Source organism: Halobacteriovorax sp. RT-2-4, assembly GCF_047085445.1.
Lineage (GTDB): Bacteria > Bdellovibrionota > Bacteriovoracia > Bacteriovoracales > Bacteriovoracaceae > Halobacteriovorax_A.
Genome location: NZ_JBKIXY010000002.1, coordinates 215,953 through 241,556 on the forward strand (window position 1 = coordinate 215,953; position 25,604 = coordinate 241,556).

Here is a 25,604-nt window from a genome sequence, read left to right on the forward strand (position 1 = left end):
AGTCAATTAAAGCCGAGGAAAAAAGAGAGTTTTTTGTAAGTGATCATTGGTGCATAGAGACATTATTGAGTTCAGTCGTCAATAAAATTTAGTCTAAATATGAACGACAACGAGCATTAAATTTCGACTCTACTTGGCCAACTTTCTTATTAGCACTCGCTATTGAACGGGTTTGGCTCTCCCTAAGGTAGGTCATACGCTTGAGATCATTTTGACAGACCTTAGTCATAATGGTCCCATACTCCTCAATAACTGCTACTGGGTATGGCTTTGACCAAGCCGAAGATATTAGGCTTGAATCCTCACGAGAACTAAACTGGATAATCTCATCAGAGATGCCTAGTTTACTTGCCTCATGCTTAAATTGATCATAATGAACGCCTAATTTATAAAATTCCTTTATGGCAAGATCCCTTGAAAACTCCTCTCCATCTAAAATATTTAGGCACTGTGGAGAAATTGCCTTAAGGCCATAGATTTCACGTCCAACACGACACTCGACCATAAAAGCATCCACTTCCCCGCCTTTGCCTTGAATAGTATCGCTAAGAAAGGAAGAAACTGAGAATTCACTTAAATAAGGGTTGAAAGGTTTTTTATAAATATAGTGAGTGAGCTCATGGATAAGGTCTAAAACGGCATTTTTAGTTGAATGTGACTTATCAATATAAACAGTTGATCTTGTTTCAAAACGCACGCTCTCAGGAGAGCTTGGATTAAATTTTCGAACAAGGGTTGTGTCGGTTACCGATACATCTCCACTATCAATTACCTCTTCTAGGCGCTTACGATCCTTGGCAGCTCTTAAACGGGCCTTGTCAATGAGCTGAATTCCTAGCTTTGAAGTTGAGACAATTTCGATAAGCTGCTCGATACTGCCTTCTTGAGTGGAAGAAAGCTTTCTCCAATTTCCACTATACTTATTAGTAGCCGAGCGAATTACTCCACCACGTTCTGCCCAACTACTTGCCGCAACGCTAGAACAAACAAGAAAACTCGTTAAGATTGAAAAAAATAATGTAGGTAGACGGCCAGGCAAATGCATTACCTTAAAATCGACATCTAAGTTAAATTCTTGAGTAAAATTTGAGGAGAATTTCCAAAGGGCAAAAATAATTTCTATAACTTATTGCGTTTTGCACTTAAAGAACAAACGCATTAGAATGGAGCTGTTCAAAAAACATTTTAAGAATCTAGAATTAAGGAGAAAAGAATGGAACATAAACTTCCAGAACTACCATGGGCAAAAGACGCTCTAGCACCTCATATCTCAGCTGAAACAATTGAGTACCACTACGGAAAGCACCACAATGCTTACGTAACTAAGCTTAACGCAGCTATTCCAGGAACTGAATTTGAAAACATGACTCTAGAAGAGATCATCATGAAATCAAGTGGTGGATTATTTAACAATGCTGCTCAAGTATGGAACCACACTTTTTACTGGAACTGTCTTGCTCCAAACGCAGGTGGTGCGGCAACTGGTGCAGTAGCTGACGCTATCAACGCAAAATGGGGTTCATTTGATAAATTCAAAGAAGAATTCTCAAATGCAGCTGCAACTAACTTTGCTTCAGGTTGGACTTGGCTAGTAAAGAACAAGGGTGGAGAACTAGAAATCGTTAATACTGACGATGCTGAAACTCCAATGACAGATGGTCACACAGCACTAATGACAATCGACGTATGGGAACATGCTTACTATGTTGATTACAGAAATGCTCGTCCAGATTACATCAACGCATTCTGGAACCTTGTTAATTGGGATTTCGTAAACTCAAATCTTTAATTATTTAATTAAATGAAAGGCCTCTTATGAGGCCTTTTTTTCTTCTTCAATATAACTTAAAACTTTCACTTCAAAGCCAAATTGATTTTCTCTCCTCAAAAGTCTGAAGCGAGATTTATCCTTAGTTGGATGCAGATGCTTAATCTGGCCTAGAGTTTCTTGTAGTAATTTTGCCGACTCAATTGAGTGGCACTCAATTTTATATTGGTCACCTTTCCTCTGTTCAACAGGCAGAAGGTAGAACTCATCTTCAAATAAATTTACATCAATCAAAAACATTCTCTTTCCCCAAAGTATAAGTACTTATTATTTCGGATGTTTTCGAAAAATATTAATGATTTTTTTTATTATGTCGATAGGTACATGGAATAATGGAGATATTTATGAAAAAAATTATTTTTGCTAACTTACTTGTTCTAATCGCTTTCACAATCAAAGCTGGTCGTGAATTTAAAGATCAAGATGCAATCCAATTTGAAAAAAATCTAAATGCTCACATTAGTCAGGCGGTAGAGATTGCGAATCTAAAGCAAGAGGTCGCTCGCCATAAAGAAACGATTCAAGAAATCAAAACAGAATATCAAGCAGCACTAGATAATATGCAAACCCTAGTTGCTGCAAATCAACAAGCCAAACAATATATTGGTTCACTTAAAACTGGTAATGACAAACTCGCAACGGCCTTAGATAAGGGTGGGCTTGTAACACCAGAACTTGCAAAGTTTATCACTAGAGAAAGTGGAAGATTGCCAGCAAGCAGCCAATCTAAAAAGTAAGAAAGCTATAAACAACAGAAATATCAAATTGAAAAAGAGAGAAAATTTCTTTTCCAGAATAGAAGTTCATATCAGTACGTACACGCAATTGATTTGAAAGAGGGATATTAAATCCCATTCCTAAAATAACTGAGCTATACGTACGATTAACTAAACCTGTCAGTACTTGCCCATTATAAACAGAAGAGCTTCCCTCCACCATTGTCCAATGTCCACCCAAGTTCATATCAAGCCATTCTTCAGGAGATAGACGTAACATAAAACCAAATTGGTTTGTGTCCAAATCGATCTTAAAGCCTTGATGATCATTAGAAAGTGTCCCCTTTCTAAAAAAACCTTCAATGGCCAAAGCACCAAATTTCACTCCAACATTGGCAGATGGAAAAATTGCGGTAGCGCCGTTATAGTAATCAGATTCAGAGATAACACCACTTAAGGATGCTCCACCTCCAGCATATAGCTCTGATGCATTCCCATTAGAGACCAACAAGAAGATTGTTAATATAATTATGGATAAAGTCTTAGAGAATGCCACTCATTACCTTTTTTAATAAATTGAAAACGATCATTTAAACGGAACTCTCCGTAAATAAAGAAAGTAATTTCCTGGATATCAACTAGGTACCCACCCCAGTTTTCAGGATAAGGAACTTCATCCTTATAGCGATCTAGACCAGCATTATATTCTTGCTCTAATTTACTTCTGTCTTCAATTGAAGAAGACTGTTTAGAAATGAAGCTGGCCACTTGGCTCTCGAGAGCACGGGAATGAAAATACTTCTTCGAAATTTGCGAATCACACTTAGAGATTGAACCTCTAATTCTGACTTGTTTTCCAAGACGATGCCAATAGAAAGTCATAGCGACTTTTGGATTATTCTCTATCTCGCTGGCCTTAACAGAGTCATAATTTGTGAAAAATAATGGTTTAAAATCTAAGACTTCTTTTAATAAGAGAGTTCTAGCATTTGGAAGCCCGTCACTATCGACAGTTGAAAGTGTAAATGCAGGTCCATTCTCTTCTGTAGCAACAGCTTCTTTAAACCATTTCTCAAAAATCTCAACTGGAGAATCTTTGTACTCACCTATAAATTTTTTGTAATCACTCACAACCTACTCCGTAATAATTTGAAAGTCTCTTTTTGAGTCGTGAAAGTCGCGGTTAATATCTAAAATCTCATAATATATTTTAGGAAACTCATGCTCTCCATACTTAAAATGTACAGGCTGAGTACGGTTACCTAAGATATCCAACTTAAAAAACATTAAGTTTGGCAGATCATCAACAGGAACAAGACTTTGCACAACACGATAAAAATACTTACGAAAATTATTCTTGTCGATGTTATCGATCACCTTTTCCAATTTAATATAGATATTTTCGACATCTGAGTTAAGAATTTTTTGAATTCTCCTAGCAACGTGACGAGTATGCGCCCTTTGCCAAAAGAATATCTTACTTATGATATGGTCACCTTTTCCATTTCTTGAAACAACTCGGTAGCCACGATCTTTTTTGATCTTGTTAACTTCATCAATTATTCGATCAAGAGGTACATCTTTAATATAGTCAAAAATCTCTTTTCTAAGTACAAGACGATACTTAACTTCGGTTGTAATATTAGTCTTGATTGAATCTAATTCCTTGAAGTCCATTTTTAAAAAGATAAATTTAGGAACCAAGGCCTTGATCTTTTTCTTCGTTGATCGCCACTCTCCACTTGTGAAATATCGATCCTTTCTAATGTAGTTAGTTCCGAAATCAACAGAAGTTTCAGTCGCCCTATCTTTTGGAATGAAAGAGAAGTAAGACTCCTCGATCCTATCCTTTCTTTTATGAATAAGGATATTAAACTCTTCACTGTACTTGTAGACTTTGTTTGGAAAGAAATACTCTCCTGCATCAGGGCCATTTATAATAGAAATATTATTCTTATAATAAGTCCAGTCATAATCAACTTCACTAATAAAGATACCAAGCTTAAAACCACGACGCTTGAACTTATACTCATTGAATCCTTGAAAAAGTAATTTTACACCTGTACCAAATGTTGCAATTTCATTTGCTAGGCTAAAGTCAGAGATTAACTTTTCCTCAATATACTTTCGTCCAGTATACTGTCCAATCATCTTATCTGTATCAAGCTTATACTTAGGTTTGATAATACGATCAAATGCTTCTCTAGCATGTGGCAGGCTTAAATCAAAAATGTAGTCTAAAACGTACTGTTCACCTATTCCACGCCCTAAATTGTATTCGACTAATTTCAGTTGGAAATTTTTAGAAACAAAGTCAGGAGCATTTACTTTTTCAACTAGCGCGACAAAGAAATCACTCTTTACTTGAGCACCTGTTTTGGCTTCAGTCGAAGTTCTCGTTACGATTTTGAGGCGAACCTTACTCTCATCCATGCGGTAAATATTGATATTGTAATTACCACTAGTAATAACATTGGCAAATGCACTAGCATCCACAATATCACCATAACCATATGATGCACTCATGCCGAAGTTTAATGTCATCTGAGCAGGAATACTAACGAAGTCACCAATGGCCAATCGTTTTAGAGTACTTTCTGCGTTATATGGTAGTTTATTGATAGAATAAGGAACTGCTAAAATCGCTTTCTTTTGGTCTTCGAAATGGCGAATGAAAGTTACACGATCATTCTTTGAAAATGTTAAATTAATTGGCGTAACAGCATCAATATATGAGCCAGGATTTACATGACGATTGAAACTCCACTCATCAACACGAGCAAACTTTCCTTTTAAGTACGATGGCGTCATTTCATAGCCATACTTAAGGCCGACACCTACACCCTTTATCTTCTTCCAATCAAGAAGCTTTACTGTTGTTGATAAGTTTAGGTTAGCAATTTCCCTAACGATAATATCTTTGATTTTTCCATCTTTAAGAAAACCAATATCCTCGGCCCTTGATTGTAGAGAAAGGGCGATCAATATTGTCATTGCAATGGATTTAATAAGCGAAATTTTATTCATCGATAGATGCTAACGAGTTTTAAACAGCTCGGCAAATAGAAATTAATGCAGATTTAAGTGAGCGACATCGGCCTCAACCATTAATAAATCTTTTAATTTTCTTGCGAATAGTAAATTTTCATTCTGCTTTTTAATAATGGCAAATGTTGGAAGATGAATGTCATGCTCTGGTCCAAGACAATAGAGTTCTTGGTATATTGATTCATTGCCAATTGCAGCAAGGATGATTTCCCCTCGTTGGGCAAGTGTTAAAAGATAATGGAGGTGCTCACTAAAGAAGGCTTCTTTTAGATAAACTTTTTGATCCTTAAGAATTTGTTTAGCACTAACAATCATTTTCTCATCTGAAGAAAGAAAACCTATTGGTAGTTTTTTTACTAACTTTTCAAATGGAAGATGGTCATATTTCTTGGCTACCGTCTCATTTGCATAGAATTTAAGGTAGTTTTGAGCAACGAGGAAATTCTCGTATAATTCATTTGATAACTTCTTATCACTAATGGCCACATCAACAGTATCATTTTCAAGGTAGTACATAGTTTGTGAGAAGTTCTTAGAACGTTTAGTAATTGTATGGCCAAAATCACTATAGGCTGAATAATAATCCGCTAAAACCGTTGCAATATTTGGAGACTCCAAATGAGATTCAATGGAAAAAGTCACATCATAACCACCATCATCATGTGGCGTTAAGTTATCAACAAGACGCATCCCATTTGAAAAAACACCTTTGGCGTGTGAGAAAACTTCCTCACCTTTTTTAGTTAAAACAATCTCTCTAACTTTTCTTTCGAATAGTTGGACGCCATAATTTTGCTCAAGCTTTTTAATCTGCTCACTCACAGTCGACGAAGCAAGGCCCATTTTCAAAGCGGCTTTCTTTACGGATTTATGCTTTGCAGCTTCATAAAAACAATAGAGATGATTCCAGTTCATGCAAATACAATAGTTCGGAAATTCCGAATTTACAAACAATTGACTTAATATAGCTAAATAAAATCGCTACTATCTTCCTAGTTTTACAAAGAGGATGGAAATGACGACGCAAAACACGATGTTTACAGCAATCAAAAAACAAAATGAAAATCGTATCAATCTTAGGAATGTTGATAACTTACGATTAATCAGTGCCTCTAAGCTTGAGAAGAGTTCGTTTGATAACTCGATGCTAGATAAGATTAGCATCCGTCACTCGGATCTTAACGAAAGTGATCTAAGAAAATGTAATATCAAATACGCCAAGCACAATAATTCAAATTACGAGGGTGTTGACTTCACATGGTCAAACCTTGCAAAGAATCGTTTTAAGAGAATTAACTTAAAAGATGTAAGCTTGGAATGTACAAATTTAGAAGATAGTACATTTGAAGAATGTGATCTTGCGGCAACAAGCATGAGATGGGCAAATCTACGAGGAGTTACTTTTAAAAATTGTAGCCTTAAAGATTGTGACTTTTCTAATGTTGATTTAACGGGAACGATCTTCATTAACTGCAACCTTAAAGGTGCTAAATTTAATATCAATACGAAGATGCCATTCTTGAAAGAGAATGCCATTGAAAAGCTAGGAATGGATTTCATCGGAATCCACTAAAAACTAGTTTTACGCTAACGCTCTAGCACACAATGTTCACTCTCGAACACGTAGAGAGTATCGACAGTATTTTGCTAGAGCGTCTACATCAATCAAGTATTTCTTATAATCTCCCCCCAAAATTCTTAGCTTTTCTTCATAAAACTTAATATAGTAATTAAGCAAACTTCAAAGGAAATTGATTATATGAAACGTGTTCACTCACTAGCAGAAAGAGTCTCAAAGTATATTGTCGATCATACTAAAACTTGTCTTCTAATCTCATTCTTATTCTTCATTGCCATTAGTAGTGGCCTTCCCAAAATTCACGCAAACTACTCTGTAAAGGGTTGGCTAATGGAGCACGATCAACGTCTAATTGATCTTAAGGAGCATGAAGGGATTTTTGGTAGTTCGGATACAATCGATATCATGGTCTATAAGGAAGATGGTCTTTTTGATGAAAATACAATTAAGACGATTCAAGACATCACGAGTGATCTTTGGCAAATTAAGCATATTGTTCGTGTTGAAAGTTTAACAAATCACAACTCAATAGAATCAGAAGATGATGATATTTTTATTACACCATTTTTAGATGAAGAAGTTGAGCTAACTCCAGAAAATTTAAATTTAAAAAAAGAGCATGCCACGAATGATCGCATGCTTGTAAACTCAATTATTTCTAAATCGGGACGCTTTACGTATATTAGGGCCTTTCTTGATACATTTGAAGGTACTCCTCCTTATGATCAAGTAGTTGTTGATACCGAAGCATTGCTTGAGAAGTACAATAAGACAGAAGGTGTGAAATTCTATCTCGGTGGAATCTCTTTTATCAACGAGTCACTCCAAAGAGCATCTGATCGAGATATGATGGTAGTCTTTCCAATAGTAGTTGGAGTACTTTCACTAATTCTATTCTTATTCTTTAGAAATCTCTTAGGTATTATTCTTCCTTTCTCGTTAGTTGGTCTTGCCATTATCACGACATTTGGAATTGAGGGACATTTAGGAATTGAGTTATCAAGTATCATTGCGGCCTTGCCGGCAATTCTTATTGCAATTGGATTAGCTGATTCGATTCACATCTTAATTACCTACAGACACTTCTATATTTTTGATAGAATGAATGAACATGATGCCGCTATCGCTGCTCTTAAGAAGAACTTTATTCCAACACTACTGACAACTCTTACGACAGCAATTGGATTCTTTTCACTGACATCAACAGATATTAAACCAATTTACAATCTTGGTATCCTATCAGGAATTGGAACTTGTATTGCGTGGTTCTACACTTACTTCTTCCTTGGAGCGTTATTAACTAAGGTTCATTTTAAAGTTGGAGATCGTGACGATAAATTCCATGCCTTTGATGGAATCTTCATGTTTGCAGAAAAGCATAAAGTAATTATCAATATTCTCACTCCAATTATAACAATTGCTTCAATTTACTTTGGGATGCAAAACTATATTAATGCTGACCCTATCGAATACTTTGATGAGCATACGCCAGTTAAGCAGGCCTTTAATATGGTTCGTAAAGAATTTGGTGGATCAAGAATGATTGAACTTGTTTTTGATTCAGAGAAGGCAGAAGGTGTTAAAGACCCTGCGTTTTTAAAGAAGTCTGAAGAACTAGTTCAATGGATGCTTAAAGACGAAAAAATTATTCGTGTAAGCTCAATCCTCGATATTGTAAAACAGATGAATAAAACTCTTCATGGTGACAATGAAGAATTTTATGCAATTCCAGATACACGTCGTGCAGTAGCAGACCAATTATTCTTATACACTTTAGGACTACCGCAAGGACTTGATTTAAAAAACCAGCTATCTCTTGATAATCGCCGCTTTCGAGTCCTTGTTATGTGGGATGTAAACGATTCAACGGCCGCTATTGCAAAAACAGATAAGATCTTAAAGAAAGCTGATGAAATTGGCATTACAATCTATGAAGCCGGTCAATCTCCTATCTACAATCGAGTTAATGACCTTGTTGTGAATACTCTTTTAACATCCATGAGTATTTCACTCCCTATCATTTTCTTAATTATATTATTTGTCTTTAAGGATTTAAAATTGGCGATGCTTTCATTAATTCCAAATGTCTTTCCACTATCAGTGGCCGCTGGAATTATGTACTTTGCAGGTGATGAATTAAATATTGGTAACGTTATCGTCTTTGCCGTGTGTTTAGGTATTGCAGTTGACGATACAATACACTTTATTTCGAATTATAAGTTGAAAATGCTTCAAGGTATGAATGGCCACGATGCACTTGCATCGACAATGCATCAAACAGGAAAGGCCCTGGCCCTTACGACGACAATGCTAACCATTGCTTTTGGTCTCTTTTACCTAGGAGACTTTGTTCCTAACCAAAAGTTTGGTGTGTACTGCTCAGTGATCCTAACACTTGCCCTATTGGCCGACTTAGTGATCTTACCTGCTGCATTACTTAGTTTAAAGAGCTCAAAAGTAGAGACTGATACTGCTAAGGTATAGAAAATACGTAGGTCCTCATCATATGTCTTAACTTACGAGCTTAAAATTGCTATAAGCATGGACATATTTTGAGGATTATATAAATGACTGATAACCAAGTAAATCAAATGGATTACGAAGAATCTCGTAAGAAAATTCAAGAAAAGAAAGCACGTCTTAATGTTGGAAAGAAACAAGAAGCACGCAACCTCGAAAGGAAGCCAGAGTGGTTGAGAAATAAGATCCCAACTGGTGACAACTTCAAAGAAGTCAGAAAAGAATTAAGAGAAAAACAACTCTTCACAGTTTGTGAAGAAGCAAGTTGTCCAAATATGTCTGAGTGTTGGTCTGCAAAGACAGCAACAATGATGATCCTAGGTGGTACTTGCACACGTGCCTGTAAGTTCTGTCATGTTGATACAGGAAATCCAAAAGGTATTGTCGACTTCAATGAAATCGAAAATGCTGCAAAGATGGTTGAAACGATGTCACTAAAGTATCTTGTTGTGACAAGTGTTGATCGTGACGATCTTCCAGACTTTGGAGCTGGCCACTTTGCAAACGTCGTTAAAAGAATCAATAAAGACTATCCAGAGACACTTGTTGAAGTTCTAATTCCAGACTTCAATGCAGTCGAAGAACATATGCACACTCTTGCTAAGAGTAACCCTTTTGTTATCGCACAAAACGTTGAAACTGTTAGAAGGCTAACTCACGATGTGAGAGATCGTCGCGCCGGCTATGAAAAGACTTTAAACTGCTTAAAGTTCTATAAGGAAAATTATCCACATATCTCGACAAAGACTTCCTTAATGCTAGGACTTGGTGAAACTCATGAAGAAATTCTTGAGACACTCAAAGACCTTAGAGAAGTTGGTTGTGATATCGTAACGTTTGGTCAGTACATGCGCCCAACGATGAGACACTTAAGCGTTGATCGATACTATAGGCCACAGGAGTTTGATCGCTACAAAGAGATTGCCTATGAAATGGGCTTTGAATTTGTTGCTTCAGGACCTATGGTTCGAAGTAGTTACAAGGCAGCGGATTACCTTGATCACCTAAGGGCAAAAGGTCATGACGTTTAACAATTTAATTAATGATCTTGGTATCAAAGATTACTCACTTGAGTCGAAGAACCAAATATATATTTTTCACAAAGATAACTGGGACTATCTAGAAGCGCTAGCTTTCCAAGAAAAGGCCAATGAATATATCTACAATAATCCAGAACAAATGGTTTATATCATTACCTCTCACCCGGAAGTCTTTACAATGGGAAGAGGACTTCAAAGAGATCAAATTGAAGAGCATGGACTTGTTGATTTTGATCAGGCCCTTGTCGGAAAGATCGATGTTCCTGTTGTGGAAATTAAGCGCGGTGGAGGACTAACTTTCCATCATCCGGGACAAGTGATTGTCTACCCTATTGTTCATATTGGTCAACAAAAGCTTAGAACAATTGAGCTTATTAACAAGCTCTTTAAAAGTACGGTAAACGCTATAAATACGAGTGATAACACGATTCATGATCTCGACTTTGATCGCCCTCTCCTAGGACTTTGGCATGGTGAGAAGAAAGTAGCTTCAATGGGCATCCAACTTAAGCGTTTTGTTTCAATGCACGGGATGGCCTTAAATATTTATCCATCAGAGAAGATGAATAAGGCCTTAATGATGACATTCCCTTGTGGCCTTCCTGGTGATATTTATAATACCCTTGTAAATATCTCATCTGATGGTCTTAATACTAGCTACGAAGAATATCGTATGCGCTTTATTAATCAACTCGTAAAAGAAATATATAAGAATTAAAAAAGGGCCATCTATTGGCCCTTTCTTTATTACGATTTCTTACTATAAGATTTAATTTTCTCTTTAAACTTTTTTCTTTCGACCTTCATTTCTTCAAAGAATTCTTTTTTCATACTTCTAATACTATCGCGCTGGTCTTTGTGTCGTAGTTGCTTCATCGACTTTCTAAATTCTTTACTCTTTTCTTTAATTTGTTTTCTAATATTTTTATTTTCTTCTTTTTTACCAAATTGTAACTTCTTCTTTAGAGCATAGATCTCATCTAAGTGCTTTAGCATTAATGCTTCATTATCTTTTAAAAACTTCTCTCTTTTTGAAAATACTTTTTTCTCAAATGCCACTTTCTTCTTATGTTGTTCATCTTGAAACTTAGCAAATTCACTTTCTAATTTCTTAAGATCCCCTTTAGAAAGTTTAGAAAAATCACCATCCATTTCAGTCATCTTTTCATAACGTGCACTTCTATCTTTCTTATGCTTTCGATCTCTTTTCTTTTCACCATCTGCGAGTGTAGAAAAAGCTAATAAAAAAGTTAAAGCTAATATAGTAAGAGTTTTCATCATTTTCTCCTTTTTATCCAGTTAACTGTTATACTGGTGGTAATGGAAAAGGTTTCACTATCCTGTAACTAGTGAATATTATAGCACTTTATTGAAAGTGCGAAACCTTTGTAAGCAATATTCGTATAATAGGTATGCGTATAATGAAGAACTTTATCTGGTCAAATTCGCAATCAAAACTAGGCTCATCTGACCTAATGGAAGTTGTTGCAAAAAATGATGACCACCAAGCTTTTGAGGTCCTCTACCAAAGACTAAGCACAAAACTTTACCAATATGTTTATTATATCCTACTCGATGAGCAAAAGGCCCAAGAGATTGTTCACGATGCTTTCTTTACTTTATATGACAAGAGAAAGATGTATCGAAAAGAATATCAAGTATCGACATGGCTTTGGACGATTGCAAGAAATAAGAGTTATGACTATTTAAAGAAAATAAAAGAATTAAATGTTGCCGATGATAATGTAATTATTGGTATAGAAGATGAGCAAGTATCGACTCTTGAAAAGCTTATTGAAGAGGCCAATTCAGAAATAATAATTGAAGCAATTTCAAACTTACCTCCAACACAAAGAGAGGCCATTACCCTGTGGATGGATGAGTACACTGGAGATGAGATTGCAGAGATTTTAGGAAAGTCGAGACAGGCCGTTAAGAATTTAATAAACAGAGCAAAACTAAAACTTAAAGAGATACTTGAAACACAATTGGAGTCTTTATGAAAGATTCAAATAAAGAAATGAATATGAAAACAAATTTAAGAACAAAAGCTGCAATTAATCCGCCAAAGGAGATGAATGCTGCGTTCAAGACAAAATTTACATCTCATTTGAAAGCTAAGCAAAAGAAGAGGGCCCAGTGGTTATGTACAGCTCTAGCAAGCATTACGATCTGTCTTGCTGTAGTTGTCACCCTAAGCCTTGAGCAACCGAGCTCCTCGGCCAGCAATGTGAAAGATTACTTGGCCTATATTGAAAGTAACTTTACAAATGATGACCAGGTTTTAGAAAGTATTGATGAACTAAGTGCCATCTCATATAATTACATTGATGTTGACGGCGAATATAGTGATTATTAAAAAACCAAGGAATATCTGTGACAAGTGAAAGCAACGGCCATTTAAATGTATTAGGTACTCCCCTACAGATGTGTGGGTGTACACCAATGACTGGATTTTGGCGTGACGGTTTTTGTCGTACAGATATTGATGATCGAGGTATGCACACTGTTTGCTGTATCGTTACAGAAGAGTTTCTTGAGTTCTCAAAAGCCGATGGAAATGATCTATCAACTCCTATGCCGCAATTTCAATTTGCAGGTCTAAAACCAGGTGATCGCTGGTGCTTATGTGCAGGAAGATGGCTTAGCGCATACAAAGCAGGAAAGGCCTGTCCAATTATACTTGAAGCGTGCCATGAAGAAACCCTGGCCGTGATTCCAATGCAATTTCTAACAGAGATGGCCTATAACAAAGCTTAAGCTTTACTGGCCTAAAGATAGCGAATACAATAGAGCGAATGCGGCCGTAGTTCAGTTGGATAGAACGTCAGACTTCGGATCTGAATGTCGGGGGTTCGAGTCCTCCCGGCCGCGCCACCTAGTTCCCTTTTTCAATCATAATACTTTTAATCTAAGAAAGTTCTCTTTTGAATGAGGAGGACGAGAAGCGAGGGAGCGCGCGATAGCGAAGAGCGAGCCGGATGCGAGCGGAAGCGACCGAGTCGGGCCGAACAAGGAGGCATGGATGCCGACGCAGAGAGGCCGAGTCCTCCCGGCCGCGCCACATCGTGCGGCAAAAGTGCCCCAAAGGGCAGTTTTGAAGCACAGATGAATGTGACTCAAGGAAGCTAAAACGAGCGTAGCGAGTTTGCGGCTTTCGGTTATATGGTAAATCTGAAAAGCGGCAAAAGTGCCCCAAAGGGCAGTTTTGAAGCACAGATGAATGTGACTCAAGGAAGCTAAAACGAGCGTAGCGAGTTTGCGGCTTTCGGTTATATGGTAAATCTGAAAAGCGGCAAAAGTGCCCCAAAGGGCAATTTTAAAGCACTAAAACTTTCGACCAAAATTACACTCAACATAAGTCGAGTCTTCTGGACTATGACTCTCATTACTCCAAGCATGGTGAACACTTTTTGCTACACCACAGCCAAAGTACATTGTCTTATCAGAATTATACTTAATAAGCGAAAACATATTTTCTTTTTCAAGAAGGCCATCATCATTACCAAAGTCAGCGACTTCCTCTCTTTGATACTCTAAGTAAAGTCTTCGAGAATTATCTAAAGCAACGCGAACTCTTGCCCCATAAGGAATATGTAACGATTTATCATGAGCAGAGATATAACGGATAGCACGTACACCAGCATAGGCTTCAACTTCAATTAACTCATTCTCAGTGCGATACCCTACCGCCCCAGTAATATCACTTGGTATAATAGGAACACTTAATCTTACGTCGTAATATAGTCCCGACTCATCATATCTTTCTTCTACATTTTGAATCGCTTGTGCCTCTAGGTTAAGGTCAAGTTCATTTGCAAATGAAGAAAATGAACAGATAAGTGCAGTGGCCAACATAAGTTTTTTCATCTTTCGTCTCCCGAGGGTGTCTGTGTTTTTGTCCGATTGAATTACAAATAAGGTAGCACTTATGAGCTTTACTCTAGATTAAATTGAAAATGTTTCTATGAGTTCTAAAGTTTAGACACTTAACTAGAATAAGATTTTAGATACTTAGAATGCTAATTCATAAAAAAACTGACAATAGACTACCTGCGTCTTCAAATAGAGAACCCCAGCGTGTACCTTCATCAAATGAAGAAACTAATCACAATAACGCTTATGGCAATTAATATTTTTGCCACTTCCACTACTCCTACAACTGAGTTCAATGATTGGCTTAATGAGCTTAAGATTGAACTTAACCAAGAGCATGGCTTTTCGTATGCCTTACTAGATGATGCCTTTGATGGTGTTACTTTTAATGAAGATGTTATCAAATATGATCGCAGACAACCTGAGTTTGTCATGAGTGTTGGCCGATACTTAGATATCGTTATTAGTGAGACAAGAATCGAGAAAGGCCAAAGATATCAGGCCGAGCTTGAAGATATTTTTATCGATATTGAAAACGATTTTAATTTTCAAGATCGCTTCCTCTTATCATTCTGGGCCCTTGAAACAAACTTTTCTTCGATTACAGGCAAGCTCGATATTATCCGCTCTCTTGCGACTCTTTCATATGATGGTCGCCGCTCAGCATTTTTCAAGAGAGAATTAGTTAATGCTCTTACAATGCTGCAAAAGGGAATTTACTCATACCCTAGTGAACGTATGCAGGGATCATGGGCAGGAGCGATGGGCTCGACTCAATTCATGCCTTCAACAATGCTAGCTTATGCCATTGACTACGATAAAGATGGCCAAATAAATATGTGGGAAAACCAACGTGACTTCTTAGGTTCATCAGCAAACTTCCTATCAAAAGTTGGCTGGAATGGTGATGAAAGCTGGGGACATGAAATTGATCTACCAAGCGACTTTGACTACTTTCATAGTGGATTAAAATATAAAGAAGATCTGCAGTATTGGATAGATCGCGGAATCACATTAAGAGGTGGAACTCAACTGCCTTACACAAGTGGGAAAACTGCAATCTACCTTCCACAAGGAGCAAATGGGCCAGCATTTATTGTTTACCCTAACTTCTTTACTATCTTTAAATGGAATAATTCAGAAAAGTACGCTCTAGGGATTGGAATTCTTTCTGATCTTATTGCAAAACGTGGTGATTATTTTAGTAAGTTTAATTTAGATGAAGAGTCATTTATGTCATTTGAAATGGCAAAGAAAATTCAAGCAAAATTAAACGAGTTAGGTCACGATGCTGGGCCAGTTGATGGGATTCCAGGAAAACAAACGACAGCAGCAATCCAAAGATTTCAAGTATCAGAAGATATCATTCCAGACGGCTATTTAACTAAAGATTTGGCCGATCAAATTCTTGCAAAATAAATAAAATCTTAAGTCAAAACATCAATCCCCTTTCCGATGAAGTAGTCACTATCTAAGTAAACACTTCACCGGAAAGGAGAATATATGTTGAAAGTAATGAAAGGATTACAAAAGGGTATCGTCGGTATCGAGGGATCAGGACGTATTACAAAAGACGACTATATTAATGTGCTTGAACCGATTTTAGATGAGGCCCTAAAAAAAGAAGAAAAAGTTGGTGTACTCTTCTACTTAAATGAAACATACGAAGGATACACTCCAGGGGCAGTATTTGAAGATACGGCCATGGGCCTAAAATATTTTAATGTTATGAAAAGGTGTGCAGTAGTTACAGATAGTGCACTAATAACAGGGGCCGTAAAATTATTTGCTCCAATCATTCCAATTGATTTTAAGTCATATAAAATCAATGAACTCGATGAGGCCAAAGACTGGCTTATGCGTGAAGTAGAGTCCGATATCGAATTTCACTTCGATAAGAATGACAACATTCTTACGCTAACTTCTTACCATCCATTGCGAGTCAATGATTTTGAAAAGATTCAAAACTTACTTAATCAAGTTTATAAAGAAACAAAAGTAATTTCAGGAATTATTCTAAACTCAGAACAATTTCCAGGTTGGGATGACTTAAGATCTCTCCTAAGACACTTTGAGTTTCTTAAAGATAATCGACAGCACATTGAGAAGGTTGGAATTTGCACAAGTAATGAGTTGATTAGAAACTCTGCCTCAGTTGTAAGTGATCATTTAGAAAGTGTTGATGTAGCAGTCTTTGAGTACGGTGCGATTAACGACGCAAGGAATTGGCTGAGAAATATTGAATCGAAAGATACAATGCGTGCCGTATGAAAGAAGGCCCTCTTTTTAGAGGGCCTTTTTATTTGTCACTGTATGAATTAAAGTGAATCAATTACTGAATTGAAAGTAGCTGATGGTCTCATTGCCTTTGCAACAAGCTCTAAATTTGGATGATAGTAACCACCCATATCAACGGCTCCACCTTGTGCGCTATTTAACTCTTCAACAATCTTTGCTTCGTTTTCAACAAGGTTTGAAGCAACAGGAGTAAAGATTTCTTTAAGCTCAGCATCTTCATTTTGATCAGCAAGTGCTTTTGCCCAGTACTGAGCTAAGAAGTAGTGAGAACCTCTATTATCAAGCTCACCTACTTTTCTTGATGGAGACTTATCATTCTTTAGAAATGCAGTATTTGCTTCATCTAGAGTTTTTGCAAGAACAGTTGCCTTTGCATTACCTGTTTTGATTGCAAGATCTTCAAGAGAAACACCTAGTGCTAAGAACTCTCCTAGAGAGTCCCATCTTAAGTGATTTTCACCAGTAAATTGTTGTACGTGCTTAGGAGCTGATCCACCGGCACCAGTTTCAAATAATCCACCACCTGCAAGAAGAGGTACAATTGAAAGCATCTTTGCAGAAGTTCCAAGTTCAAGAATTGGGAAAAGATCTGTTAGGTAGTCACGAAGAACGTTACCTGTCACAGAAATAGTATCTTCACCTTTAATGATTCTCTCCATTGAGTAACGGATTGCTTTAACAGGATCTAGGATTTTAATTTCAAGTCCTGCTGTATCGTGATCTTTTAAGTACTCATTTACTTTCTTAATTAGGTTAGCGTCGTGGCCACGGTTTTCATCAAGCCAGAATACTGCCGGAGTATTAGTAAGACGAGCACGAGTTACACCAAGCTTAACCCAGTCACGTACTGCAACGTCTTTAGTTTGACACATTCTCCAGATATCACCCTCTTCAACAGAGTGAGTAAATACTGTGTTACCTTCTGAATCAGTAACCTCTACAACACCGGCCGCAGGGATTTTAAATGTCTTATCGTGTGAACCATATTCTTCAGCTTTCTTTGCCATAAGACCAACGTTTGGTACTGTTCCCATTGTCTTAGGATCAAATGCTCCGTTCTCTTTACAGAACGAAATTACTTCTTGGTACATTTGAGCGTAGCTTCTATCTGGAATACAGAATTTAGTATCTTCTTGCTTATTATCTTTATTCCACATTTGCCCAGAAGTTCTAATTGCCGCAGGCATTGAAGCATCGATAATAACATCAGATGGAACGTGTAGGTTTGTGATTCCTTTATCAGAATCAACCATTGCTAGACGTGGCCCATTCTCGATTGCTAGATCAAGTGCACCTTCGATCTCAGCTTTCTTTTCAGCAGGAAGGCCAGAAAGCTTAGAGTAAACAGAACCAAGTCCGTTAGCAGAATTTACACCAAGCTCTTTGAACTCAGCTGCATATTTTTCAAATACGTCTTTGAAGTAAACTTCAACACAGTGACCAAACATAATAGGATCACTTACCTTCATCATTGTTGCTTTTAGGTGAACAGAAAAAAGAATATCTTTTTCTTTCGCATCTTGAATATTCTTAGCGAAGAATTCTCTAAGTGCTTTTGCACTCATTACACCTGCATCGATGATTTCGTCTTGAAGAAGAGATACTTTTTCTTTTAGAACTACTTCAGATCCATCATTTTGCTTAAGAGTGATTTTTACATCAGTTGCTTTAGGCATGATTGCTGATTTTTCAGAACCATAAAAGTCATTTGCATCCATGTGTGCAACGTGTGACTTAGAGTCTTTTGACCAAGCTCCCATTCTGTGTGGATTAGCTTTTGCATATTCTTTAACTGGCCCAGCAACACGACGGTCAGAGTTCCCCTCACGAAGAACTGGGTTTACTGCTGAACCAAGAACTTTCGCATAACGAGAAGCAATGTCTTTTTCTTCATCAGTCGATGGTGCATCTGGGTAATTAGGAACTTTAAATCCATGATCTTGAAGTTCTTTAATTGCAGCTGAAAGCTGAGGAATTGATGCAGAAATATTTGGAAGCTTAATAATATTAGCTTCTGCTTGTTTTGCTAACTCACCTAGGTAAGCTAGATCATCTGATTGCTTTTGCTCTTCAGAAAGAAATTCTGGAAAGTGAGCAAGAATTCTTCCTGCAAGAGAGATATCGCGAGTTTCAACATTGATACCTGCATGCTTCGTAAAAGCTTTTACGATTGGAAGAAGTGACTGAGTCGCTAGCGCTGGCGCTTCGTCAGTAATTGTGTAAATGATTTTTGATCCATTAGACATTTTACATCCCGTGTTATTTGTTATGAACTGATAATAAAACGTCTTATCCTATAATAAAACCAACTACTTCGTCCATTGGCTGCGCATCACGGAAAAGTAATCCTTATTATTTACCTTAAATAAGTTTGACAACTCATACACAAGTTTCAATAATCAACCTCGATACCACATGTAACCAATTACGAGGGAGAAAATATGAAATTTCTAGTGCTTCTTGCGCTTGCACTTCCAGCACTTCCAGCACTTGCAGGACTAACAATTGATAAGAATAAAGACATCCAAGAAATTAAAAAAATGACAGGATGCTATGCCATTAAGTTTCAATCGTCTGAAACTTTCGCCTATAGCAACGATTATGATTTCTACGATCGCTATGCCTCAGGGGCCCTTGAGTGGATCTTTGTCGATTCAGAAAATGAAGACATGGTTAATATTCAACATATTCTAGTTACTCCACATGCCATTGTTAAGCACTGGAGACAGCAATGGGATTGGGAAGCAGCGAATGCTCTCGATTACAGAGGCTTTAGTAATTGGAATAACAAGGCCGTAAAAAACCCACAAGGAAATTGGGTACAAAGAGTCTATCAAGTAGATGACTCTCCAAGATATGAATGTTCTGCACCATGGATTCACACAGATACAAACTCATATTGGGAATGTACAGCTAATGCTCCTCTACCAAGACGTGAATTCTCAATCAGATCAGACTATAACGTTTTAAGAAGAACAAATCGCCATGAACAGACTTCATATGGCCACGTTCACGACCAAGATAATATCAAAGTTAATATGCTTGAAAATGGAATGGAGCTTAAACTTGCAATGGAGAAGAGCTACAATACTTACCAGAAAGTTGATGATAGCCGTTGTCAACCGGCGATTGAATGGTGGAAGACTCATAAGTATTTCTGGCGTGACGTCGTTAATGTATGGAACAAAGAGCTTTACTCTGAAGATTCAGTGAAAATTGATTTTAAGAAAACAGGTGCTCCTCTATGGGCAAGACTATTTGAACTAGATGATCAAATGAGCACAAGACCTGCTTACGACTCAAAAGAATCAACTCATAAAATCAAAACAATTATTCAAAACCATATCCTTAGATAGAAAAAACAGGGCCTCTCCTAGCGGGGCCCTTTTTGGCATTCCAATTGCTTTTAAATAGGTAGATATAATTTGAACTAAACAATTATGGGCACTTATGAAAAAGCATCTGTTCTTTTTATTTACACTTTGTACACTTTCTACACAGGCAAAGCTTTACTACGCACCAGATGGCACTCAATACGAGCTGGGTGAATGTCAAAATGAATGTATGGATAAGCTTGCCCAAGAAACGCCATCACGTGTTCTTCAAATCGTAGAAGGTTCTCGTTACAAAGACTTTCTAATAAGAGAGACCCTGACAAAATACCTTGAAAATGAAAGTATCGAAAATTTTGATAAACTATACAAAGACTCATCATATGATAATTTTTGGATCCTTAATAAGCGACACGCTACAGAAATGAATATCAGCATAAAGAATGTTAGCGACGAACAAAAGCTTACGGCCGCTATCGAGTACATAAAGAATAATCCAGACAAAGTTAAAGAGAATTACCCCCTTATTAACGAATTAGGGCAACTCGTTGCTGCCAAAAATAAATCAGACAATGGTATCTCAAGTGCAGAGAAAGAACTTCTTAATGAACTAGATAGACAGAAGAAGATAAATCTTGGTGATCTTATCCAAGACCTCACTTACTACGACAATACAAAAATGACGGGCCTCTATGACCTACTTGCATTTGATAAAAGGCAAGACATTGTCTGCCAGCATATTGATGAAGAAGTAGCACACTTTGATGAGTACATGACAGAGGATTGTAGAGAATATGAAGATTGTGTCCAGTTAGCAGAATCAACAATTACTTCAATGAAGGATACGTTTAAAGATTACCTAACATACACTTGTAATGGAAGCTCCCTGAGCGACAATATTGATAATATTAGAGAGCATGCAAAAGACACACTTTCTTATATGTTTCCGGATATTGTTGCAAAACTCAACTACAAAACGATGATGGATGAGTGCTATGACTGTGGCGTGACCAAAACTGAAGACTATATTGTCGATACGCGTATTGTTCAAGAAGCAAATAAGTTTTTTAAAGTAACAAAAAAATGGACACAGGGCTGTGACGAATTAGTCATAGAGAGCTCATTTTATAATATGGAAAGAAGAGCTTTAAAGAAATTAAGAAAGTACCCAAATCTTAAAATTAATGACGTTCAAACAAAGAGTTCGACATGTAAAGTAAGACTAGATGCTACTAATTAATCTTCAGTATAAGTAACAAGTTGATTACCTAAGTCTTTATAGGCCTTAAATAAGGAGTCTTCATTTACCCATCCGCTATCATTGAAGACATCAAAGTTCTTTCCCCAGCTATTGTGGACACGGTACTGATTTCGACAATTCTTACCATTGTCACAAATCTGGCGAAAACCACTTAATAAGTAAGCATGTCCTCCACAGTAGCGCTGCCTCTGCTCTTTTGGACACATCTCCATATACTTAACTGAAGGGTCATCACAATAACGAGTCCAAGTACAACTAGAAATTGCAGCGGATTTATCCTTTTCAAAAAGATCGATCATTTTTTCTCTAAACTTATCAACTTCTGTGATTCGCTCTTGCTTAAATCCCATAGGAGCAAGCTTAATCTGAGTCTTATCCTCTTTGCATTTTTGAGGGATTAAAACTTCATTTAAAAATTCCTCGAAGGCATTAATTGAAGTAATCTTTGTTGCCGCACGAGAGAGGCTATCTAACATCTCAGAACTAAAAGGAAAGAAGTCTTTAAAAAAGTCTTCAGTACACTTATTACAAACACCATCCTTTAAAGAGTTATCTTTGACCTGATGGTAGATCTCATTAATAGCGAGAAGCTGAGGATAGTCCACAATACGAAAGTCATTATCTGGGTTGTTGTAATTTTCAATTTGTTGATAAGGAGCACATTCTTCTTTGGCAAATTTTAAGCTAACCTTCTCACCTTTTGTTAAAGCATCAATAACCTGTGTTAGATTACCACCATTAAGCCCTAGAAACTCACTTTGAGTTCCTGATTTTAACTGTGTCTTACCTAGAACATCTAAAACAGAAATTTGATCGTCTTTAGTACAATTGCCACTTTTTAGGCATGATTGATCCATTAGAGAAGTCATGGCAAATAAATAACATGTTCCAAATCCATCCTGATCACGAACGATTGGATTCGTCTTCACATCAATTTGTTTAACAACTTTCTCACTCCCCATTGGAGGAAGATATTGATAGGCTGCATGCTCATACTCTTTCCAGCGCATGTCTTCAGTAATTTCAAATGCAAGAACAGGAAGAGTAAGAAGTAGAATAATAAATTTTCTAATCATGGATTAAGCTCCATGCACTCTTTAAGCTTCCATCAGAAAAAAGGCAAAAGCCGTACTGATTATTATCCTTATCTTTTAAAATTTTATACTGACTATTTCTAAATTCTTTGCAGGCCTTAGAACCTGGGTGGCCAGTGAGACCTGTGCCCTTCTTTGGTGTAGTTTTAGCATTTTGACAAACTTTAGAAGTTTGGCACTCTTTATTCATGAGAGAGTTGTTCTTCCCCTTATAGATTTTGACTTCTCTAAACTGGCCTTTCTTATAAATTTTCATGATTTGAAAATCTTTTTCTACTGCCAAGGAGATAAATGGCAAGAGTATTAGTATTAACAGTTTCATGACTAACCTTCTGCTCTAAAGAAGGATTCAATGCGACTAAAGAATCTTTCAATCCAGCTTCTTTCAATTGAAGAAGGATTTCGTTGCGTCTCTTGTACTTCGGCCATAACTTCAGCGACTTCCTCAAGTGCAAGGTCCATCTCATCACCGTGCTCAATTGTAACTTCTGGACTAGATTCTTCAGACTTTGAATCTATTTCCTCACCGTTCTCATCAACTTCAGTAACTGTTGCTCTCTCTTCTAATTTTGACCTCTGATAGAGGTAAATAGGAGTTGAAGCTGGAACAAATTGAATAAGTTGACCAATTAGGCTTCTTTTATGGGTAATACTGATATCACCACGAGCAATTGCCTTCTCTTCCGCGGCCATCATACGCTCATAAAATTTTGGGTCTGCTGTTTTGGCATGTTCTTTTAATATCTTCCACTTCTTAACAGCAAGTGCATCAACCATTCTTGCAAAAGTAACAAGAATTTCATCTTTTGGAACAGATGTATTTACATTCTTTAAATGAGAATAACTCTTTTCCACATCATTCTTAAAACTCTTAACAATACTATTGATTTTTGGAAAATGAATCGTTCTTGCTTGTGCATTATAGAAAGCTTGAAAGATACGAACAGCACGATACTTTCCTATTCTTTTTGATTTATAAACCAGCCCCATAATCGAATCAATGATTTCTGGTTGAAGCATTAAAGAGATAAGCCAGTTTACAACCTCAGCGTTTCTCTCCTTCTTAAGCTTTGTTAATAAGGCAACAGGGTTTTCGTGAACAACCTTATTTAATTCCTCTAAGTCTGGTCTTTCCACCCCTTTAAAAAATACAGGTAAGCTTCGTTGCTCCTTTTCACTCTCTACCCCTAGATTAGCAAGAAGTGTTTTTAGCTGAGCCTCACATTCACTATTACAAAGATCACTTCCATTTAAGTCTCTTAAGTGTTCTCTCACAAGTCTATACTCGTAGTAGTGATTACCAATATGAAGCAGATTACTTTGAATCTCTTTATCTAATTGAATTTTGAATATTTCAGCATTAGGTAAATTTTCAAACTTAGAAAGAATAAAATCTTGAAACTCACTCGCATAACCCTTTGAGGCGATGTAGCTTTTTAACTTTGCTTTTGTAATCTCTGTCGACTCAAACTTTTTATTAATATCTGAAAGCCTTTGAAATGAAATGAAATTCATCTCAAAGTCGCGAAAGAAGACTTCCCAGTCTCTTACGTTAACAGAATAGTGTTTTGTAAAAATATTATTATCAAGCCTTTCAATCTTTTTCCAAATGGCCAAAGTTGTAGCAGGCTCTTGATGTTCACTTGAGTTTCTTAAACGATTATTTAAGATCTCAAGCTTATTGATCTTCTGCTTAAGTGCATACTCAGGAGTATCGTAGAAAGAGCTCTTTCTCATTCCAAGAAATGACTTAAGAACACCACCACATGATGCAAATGAATTAAACGTGAAATTGAATACAATTAAATAGGTAAATAATCTTCTCATAGGCCCTCGTCGTCTTATCGGTGACTTGGGCCTAATCTTTAAAGAAATCAGCTTAAATCAGCATGTAATTTCAGTTACTTAAATAATGAAAGGTACTGGCCATAGCCTTCTTTTTCTAGATCGACCTTTGGGATAAAGCGCATGGCCGCAGAATTTATGCAATAGCGCTTTCCATCTGGGCCTGGGCCATCATCAAAGACGTGACCAAGATGAGAGTCTCCACTCGATGAGCGCACCTCAGTTCTTGTCATAAATAGCTTAGTATCTTCTTTCATACTTACCACTTTTTGATCAATAGGCTTTGTGAATGCAGGCCATCCCGAACCAGAGTCATACTTATCAAGAGAGCTAAAAAGGGGCTCACCTGTTGCAACATCAACGTAAATCCCCTCTTCTTTATTGTCCCAGTACTTATTAGCAAAAGGTCTCTCTGTAGCATCATTTTGAGTCACTTCAAATTCAAGAGGCGTTAGTTTTTCTTTTAATTCTTTGAGATCAGGTTTCTTGTACATAACTTTATCCTTATTTTCTTTTGCTTGTTTTATTTCTTTCTTTTCACACTTTAAAGGTCTTGAAGCGACATCGCGAATATAGCCACCACGTCCAGATAATTCTTTATAGGTATTATAGCGTATCGGATTCTTTTTATAATAATCTTGATGATAATCTTCTGCTGGAAAAAATTTATGTGCCATCTCAATAGCAGTCACAATTGGTTTGTCATACTTCTTACAGGCTTCAAGATTATTTTTCGAATTTAGAGCTATTTGCTTTTGTTTCTCATTGGTGACAAAAATCACAGTGCGGTACTGACTACCACGGTCAGCGAATTGACCTCCACTATCAGTCGGATCAATATTTTGCCAATAAATTTCAAGGAGATCCTCATAACTGACAAGTGAGTTGTCGTATGTCACTTGTACAACCTCAACATGTCCACTACTACCACTTGAAACTTCCTGATAACTTGGACTCTCTTTTGTTCCTCCCATATAGCCAGAGACAACGGAGCTTACACCTTTAAGTTTTTCAAATGGAGCTTCCATACACCAGAAGCAGCCTCCGCCAAATACCGCAGTTTCTTTAGCTGCATGAATACAGGTACTTAACGCAATCAATATAGTTAAGAGAACAAACTTCATTTTACCTCCGTGAAACTTTCTTCTACTTCCTTCGTATAAGTAT

26 protein-coding genes and 1 tRNA gene are annotated in these 25,604 nt (G+C 37.0%); 14 read left to right on the forward strand and 13 right to left on the reverse strand.

The features are described 5' to 3' along the window. Positions 1-88 precede the first annotated feature (88 nt). Positions 89-1,045, reverse strand: a complete 957-nt coding sequence (locus tag ACMAYL_RS11470; protein WP_146037853.1) for a hypothetical protein — start codon at positions 1,043-1,045, stop codon at positions 89-91. Positions 1,046-1,213: 168 nt separating this feature from the next. Here ACMAYL_RS11470 and ACMAYL_RS11475 point away from each other — a divergent pair, with 168 nt between their 5' ends. Further along, positions 1,214-1,789 carry a superoxide dismutase gene (locus tag ACMAYL_RS11475; protein WP_103218034.1) on the forward strand — a complete coding sequence of 192 codons (576 nt, stop codon included), beginning with the start codon at positions 1,214-1,216 and terminating at the stop codon, positions 1,787-1,789. Between the two features lie 24 nt (positions 1,790-1,813). Here ACMAYL_RS11475 and ACMAYL_RS11480 read toward each other — a convergent pair whose 3' ends face one another. Further along, positions 1,814-2,068 carry a hypothetical protein gene (locus tag ACMAYL_RS11480; RefSeq protein WP_103218035.1) on the reverse strand — a complete coding sequence of 85 codons (255 nt, stop codon included), beginning with the start codon at positions 2,066-2,068 and terminating at the stop codon, positions 1,814-1,816. Between the two features lie 104 nt (positions 2,069-2,172). Here ACMAYL_RS11480 and ACMAYL_RS11485 point away from each other — a divergent pair, with 104 nt between their 5' ends. Continuing rightward, complete coding sequence (locus ACMAYL_RS11485; protein ID WP_103218036.1) at positions 2,173-2,565, forward strand: hypothetical protein; 393 nt, start codon at positions 2,173-2,175, stop codon at positions 2,563-2,565. Here the strand turns inward: ACMAYL_RS11485 and ACMAYL_RS11490 are convergent. From ACMAYL_RS11490 to ACMAYL_RS11505, 4 genes are read right to left on the reverse strand one after another with little or no spacing between them, the layout of a single operon-like run. Beyond that, the gene (locus tag ACMAYL_RS11490; RefSeq protein WP_146037854.1) at positions 2,555-3,055 is read right to left on the reverse strand and encodes a hypothetical protein; all 501 of its coding nucleotides are present in this window, start codon (positions 3,053-3,055) and stop codon (positions 2,555-2,557) included. The genes ACMAYL_RS11485 and ACMAYL_RS11490 overlap by 11 nt on opposite strands. A 17-nt stretch (positions 3,056-3,072) precedes the next feature. Beyond that, positions 3,073-3,675 (reverse strand): pyridoxamine 5'-phosphate oxidase, encoded by a 603-nt coding sequence (gene pdxH / locus ACMAYL_RS11495; RefSeq protein WP_103218038.1) that lies wholly within the window; start codon positions 3,673-3,675, stop codon positions 3,073-3,075. Between the two features lie 3 nt (positions 3,676-3,678). Then, positions 3,679-5,571, reverse strand: a complete 1,893-nt coding sequence (locus ACMAYL_RS11500; RefSeq protein WP_392992493.1) for a hypothetical protein — start codon at positions 5,569-5,571, stop codon at positions 3,679-3,681. A 42-nt stretch (positions 5,572-5,613) separates the two neighbouring features. Further along, positions 5,614-6,507, reverse strand: coding sequence for a LysR family transcriptional regulator (locus ACMAYL_RS11505; RefSeq protein WP_412470116.1), 894 nt, complete (start codon positions 6,505-6,507; stop codon positions 5,614-5,616). 100 nt (positions 6,508-6,607) lie between these two features. Between ACMAYL_RS11505 and ACMAYL_RS11510 the strand changes: the two genes are divergently transcribed. From ACMAYL_RS11510 to ACMAYL_RS11525, 4 genes are all read left to right on the forward strand, one after another. Continuing rightward, positions 6,608-7,165, forward strand: a complete 558-nt coding sequence (locus ACMAYL_RS11510) for a pentapeptide repeat-containing protein (protein ID WP_158246870.1) — start codon at positions 6,608-6,610, stop codon at positions 7,163-7,165. A 186-nt stretch (positions 7,166-7,351) separates the two neighbouring features. Beyond that, the gene (locus ACMAYL_RS11515; RefSeq protein ID WP_412471104.1) at positions 7,352-9,655 is read left to right on the forward strand and encodes an efflux RND transporter permease subunit; all 2,304 of its coding nucleotides are present in this window, start codon (positions 7,352-7,354) and stop codon (positions 9,653-9,655) included. A gap of 83 nt (positions 9,656-9,738) precedes the next feature. Beyond that, the gene (gene lipA / locus ACMAYL_RS11520; RefSeq protein WP_103218043.1) at positions 9,739-10,722 is read left to right on the forward strand and encodes a lipoyl synthase; all 984 of its coding nucleotides are present in this window, start codon (positions 9,739-9,741) and stop codon (positions 10,720-10,722) included. Further along, complete coding sequence (locus ACMAYL_RS11525) at positions 10,712-11,449, forward strand: lipoyl protein ligase domain-containing protein (RefSeq protein ID WP_103218044.1); 738 nt, start codon at positions 10,712-10,714, stop codon at positions 11,447-11,449. Before lipA ends, ACMAYL_RS11525 begins: the two co-directional genes overlap by 11 nt. A gap of 29 nt (positions 11,450-11,478) precedes the next feature. Here the strand turns inward: ACMAYL_RS11525 and ACMAYL_RS11530 are convergent, their stop codons facing one another. Beyond that, positions 11,479-12,009, reverse strand: a complete 531-nt coding sequence (locus tag ACMAYL_RS11530) for a hypothetical protein (protein WP_103218045.1) — start codon at positions 12,007-12,009, stop codon at positions 11,479-11,481. 143 nt (positions 12,010-12,152) lie between these two features. On the opposite strand from ACMAYL_RS11530, the gene ACMAYL_RS11535 reads away from it, so the two are divergent. The 4 genes from ACMAYL_RS11535 to ACMAYL_RS11550 all read left to right on the forward strand — a co-directional run bounded on the left by ACMAYL_RS11535 (position 12,153) and on the right by ACMAYL_RS11550 (position 13,608). Then, the gene (locus ACMAYL_RS11535; RefSeq protein WP_158246871.1) at positions 12,153-12,734 is read left to right on the forward strand and encodes an RNA polymerase sigma factor; all 582 of its coding nucleotides are present in this window, start codon (positions 12,153-12,155) and stop codon (positions 12,732-12,734) included. Continuing rightward, positions 12,731-13,090: a hypothetical protein gene (locus tag ACMAYL_RS11540; protein WP_412471105.1), complete on the forward strand. Its 360-nt coding sequence runs from the start codon at positions 12,731-12,733 to the stop codon at positions 13,088-13,090. The genes ACMAYL_RS11535 and ACMAYL_RS11540 overlap by 4 nt, the downstream gene beginning before the upstream one ends. A gap of 17 nt (positions 13,091-13,107) precedes the next feature. Next, a complete protein-coding gene (locus tag ACMAYL_RS11545) occupies positions 13,108-13,491 on the forward strand; it encodes a DUF2237 family protein (RefSeq protein WP_233189715.1) in 384 nt (127 codons plus the stop codon). A 40-nt stretch (positions 13,492-13,531) separates the two neighbouring features. Further along, a tRNA-Arg gene (locus ACMAYL_RS11550) sits at positions 13,532-13,608 on the forward strand. A 450-nt stretch (positions 13,609-14,058) separates the two neighbouring features. Here the strand turns inward: ACMAYL_RS11550 and ACMAYL_RS11555 are convergent. Then, positions 14,059-14,601 (reverse strand): hypothetical protein, encoded by a 543-nt coding sequence (locus ACMAYL_RS11555; RefSeq protein ID WP_412471106.1) that lies wholly within the window; start codon positions 14,599-14,601, stop codon positions 14,059-14,061. A 225-nt stretch (positions 14,602-14,826) separates the two neighbouring features. Here ACMAYL_RS11555 and ACMAYL_RS11560 point away from each other — a divergent pair, with 225 nt between their 5' ends. After that, positions 14,827-16,026 (forward strand): lytic murein transglycosylase, encoded by a 1,200-nt coding sequence (locus ACMAYL_RS11560; protein ID WP_412463165.1) that lies wholly within the window; start codon positions 14,827-14,829, stop codon positions 16,024-16,026. Positions 16,027-16,110: 84 nt separating this feature from the next. Further along, positions 16,111-16,878 (forward strand): STAS/SEC14 domain-containing protein, encoded by a 768-nt coding sequence (locus tag ACMAYL_RS11565; RefSeq protein ID WP_103218050.1) that lies wholly within the window; start codon positions 16,111-16,113, stop codon positions 16,876-16,878. Positions 16,879-16,925: 47 nt separating this feature from the next. On the opposite strand, the gene ACMAYL_RS11570 is transcribed toward ACMAYL_RS11565, so the two are convergent. Further along, positions 16,926-19,151, reverse strand: coding sequence for an NADP-dependent isocitrate dehydrogenase (locus tag ACMAYL_RS11570; RefSeq protein ID WP_412470120.1), 2,226 nt, complete (start codon positions 19,149-19,151; stop codon positions 16,926-16,928). 195 nt (positions 19,152-19,346) lie between these two features. On the opposite strand from ACMAYL_RS11570, the gene ACMAYL_RS11575 reads away from it, so the two are divergent. Next, the gene (locus ACMAYL_RS11575) at positions 19,347-20,261 is read left to right on the forward strand and encodes a DUF6607 family protein (RefSeq protein ID WP_412471107.1); all 915 of its coding nucleotides are present in this window, start codon (positions 19,347-19,349) and stop codon (positions 20,259-20,261) included. A 94-nt stretch (positions 20,262-20,355) separates the two neighbouring features. Next, the gene (locus ACMAYL_RS11580) at positions 20,356-21,477 is read left to right on the forward strand and encodes a hypothetical protein (RefSeq protein WP_412463167.1); all 1,122 of its coding nucleotides are present in this window, start codon (positions 20,356-20,358) and stop codon (positions 21,475-21,477) included. Here the strand turns inward: ACMAYL_RS11580 and ACMAYL_RS11585 are convergent. The 4 genes from ACMAYL_RS11585 to msrA form a co-directional block, all read right to left on the reverse strand. Next, positions 21,474-22,574 carry a hypothetical protein gene (locus ACMAYL_RS11585; protein WP_103218054.1) on the reverse strand — a complete coding sequence of 367 codons (1,101 nt, stop codon included), beginning with the start codon at positions 22,572-22,574 and terminating at the stop codon, positions 21,474-21,476. The genes ACMAYL_RS11580 and ACMAYL_RS11585 overlap by 4 nt on opposite strands. Further along, positions 22,567-22,914 carry a hypothetical protein gene (locus ACMAYL_RS11590; RefSeq protein ID WP_412463168.1) on the reverse strand — a complete coding sequence of 116 codons (348 nt, stop codon included), beginning with the start codon at positions 22,912-22,914 and terminating at the stop codon, positions 22,567-22,569. The genes ACMAYL_RS11585 and ACMAYL_RS11590 overlap by 8 nt, the downstream gene beginning before the upstream one ends. Positions 22,915-22,916: 2 nt before the next feature. Then, entirely contained in the window at positions 22,917-24,419 is a 1,503-nt protein-coding gene (locus tag ACMAYL_RS11595) for a hypothetical protein (protein WP_412471108.1), read from the reverse strand. Positions 24,420-24,493: 74 nt separating this feature from the next. Continuing rightward, complete coding sequence (gene msrA / locus ACMAYL_RS11600) at positions 24,494-25,561, reverse strand: peptide-methionine (S)-S-oxide reductase MsrA (protein WP_412471109.1); 1,068 nt, start codon at positions 25,559-25,561, stop codon at positions 24,494-24,496. Between the last annotated feature and the right edge of the window lie 43 nt (positions 25,562-25,604).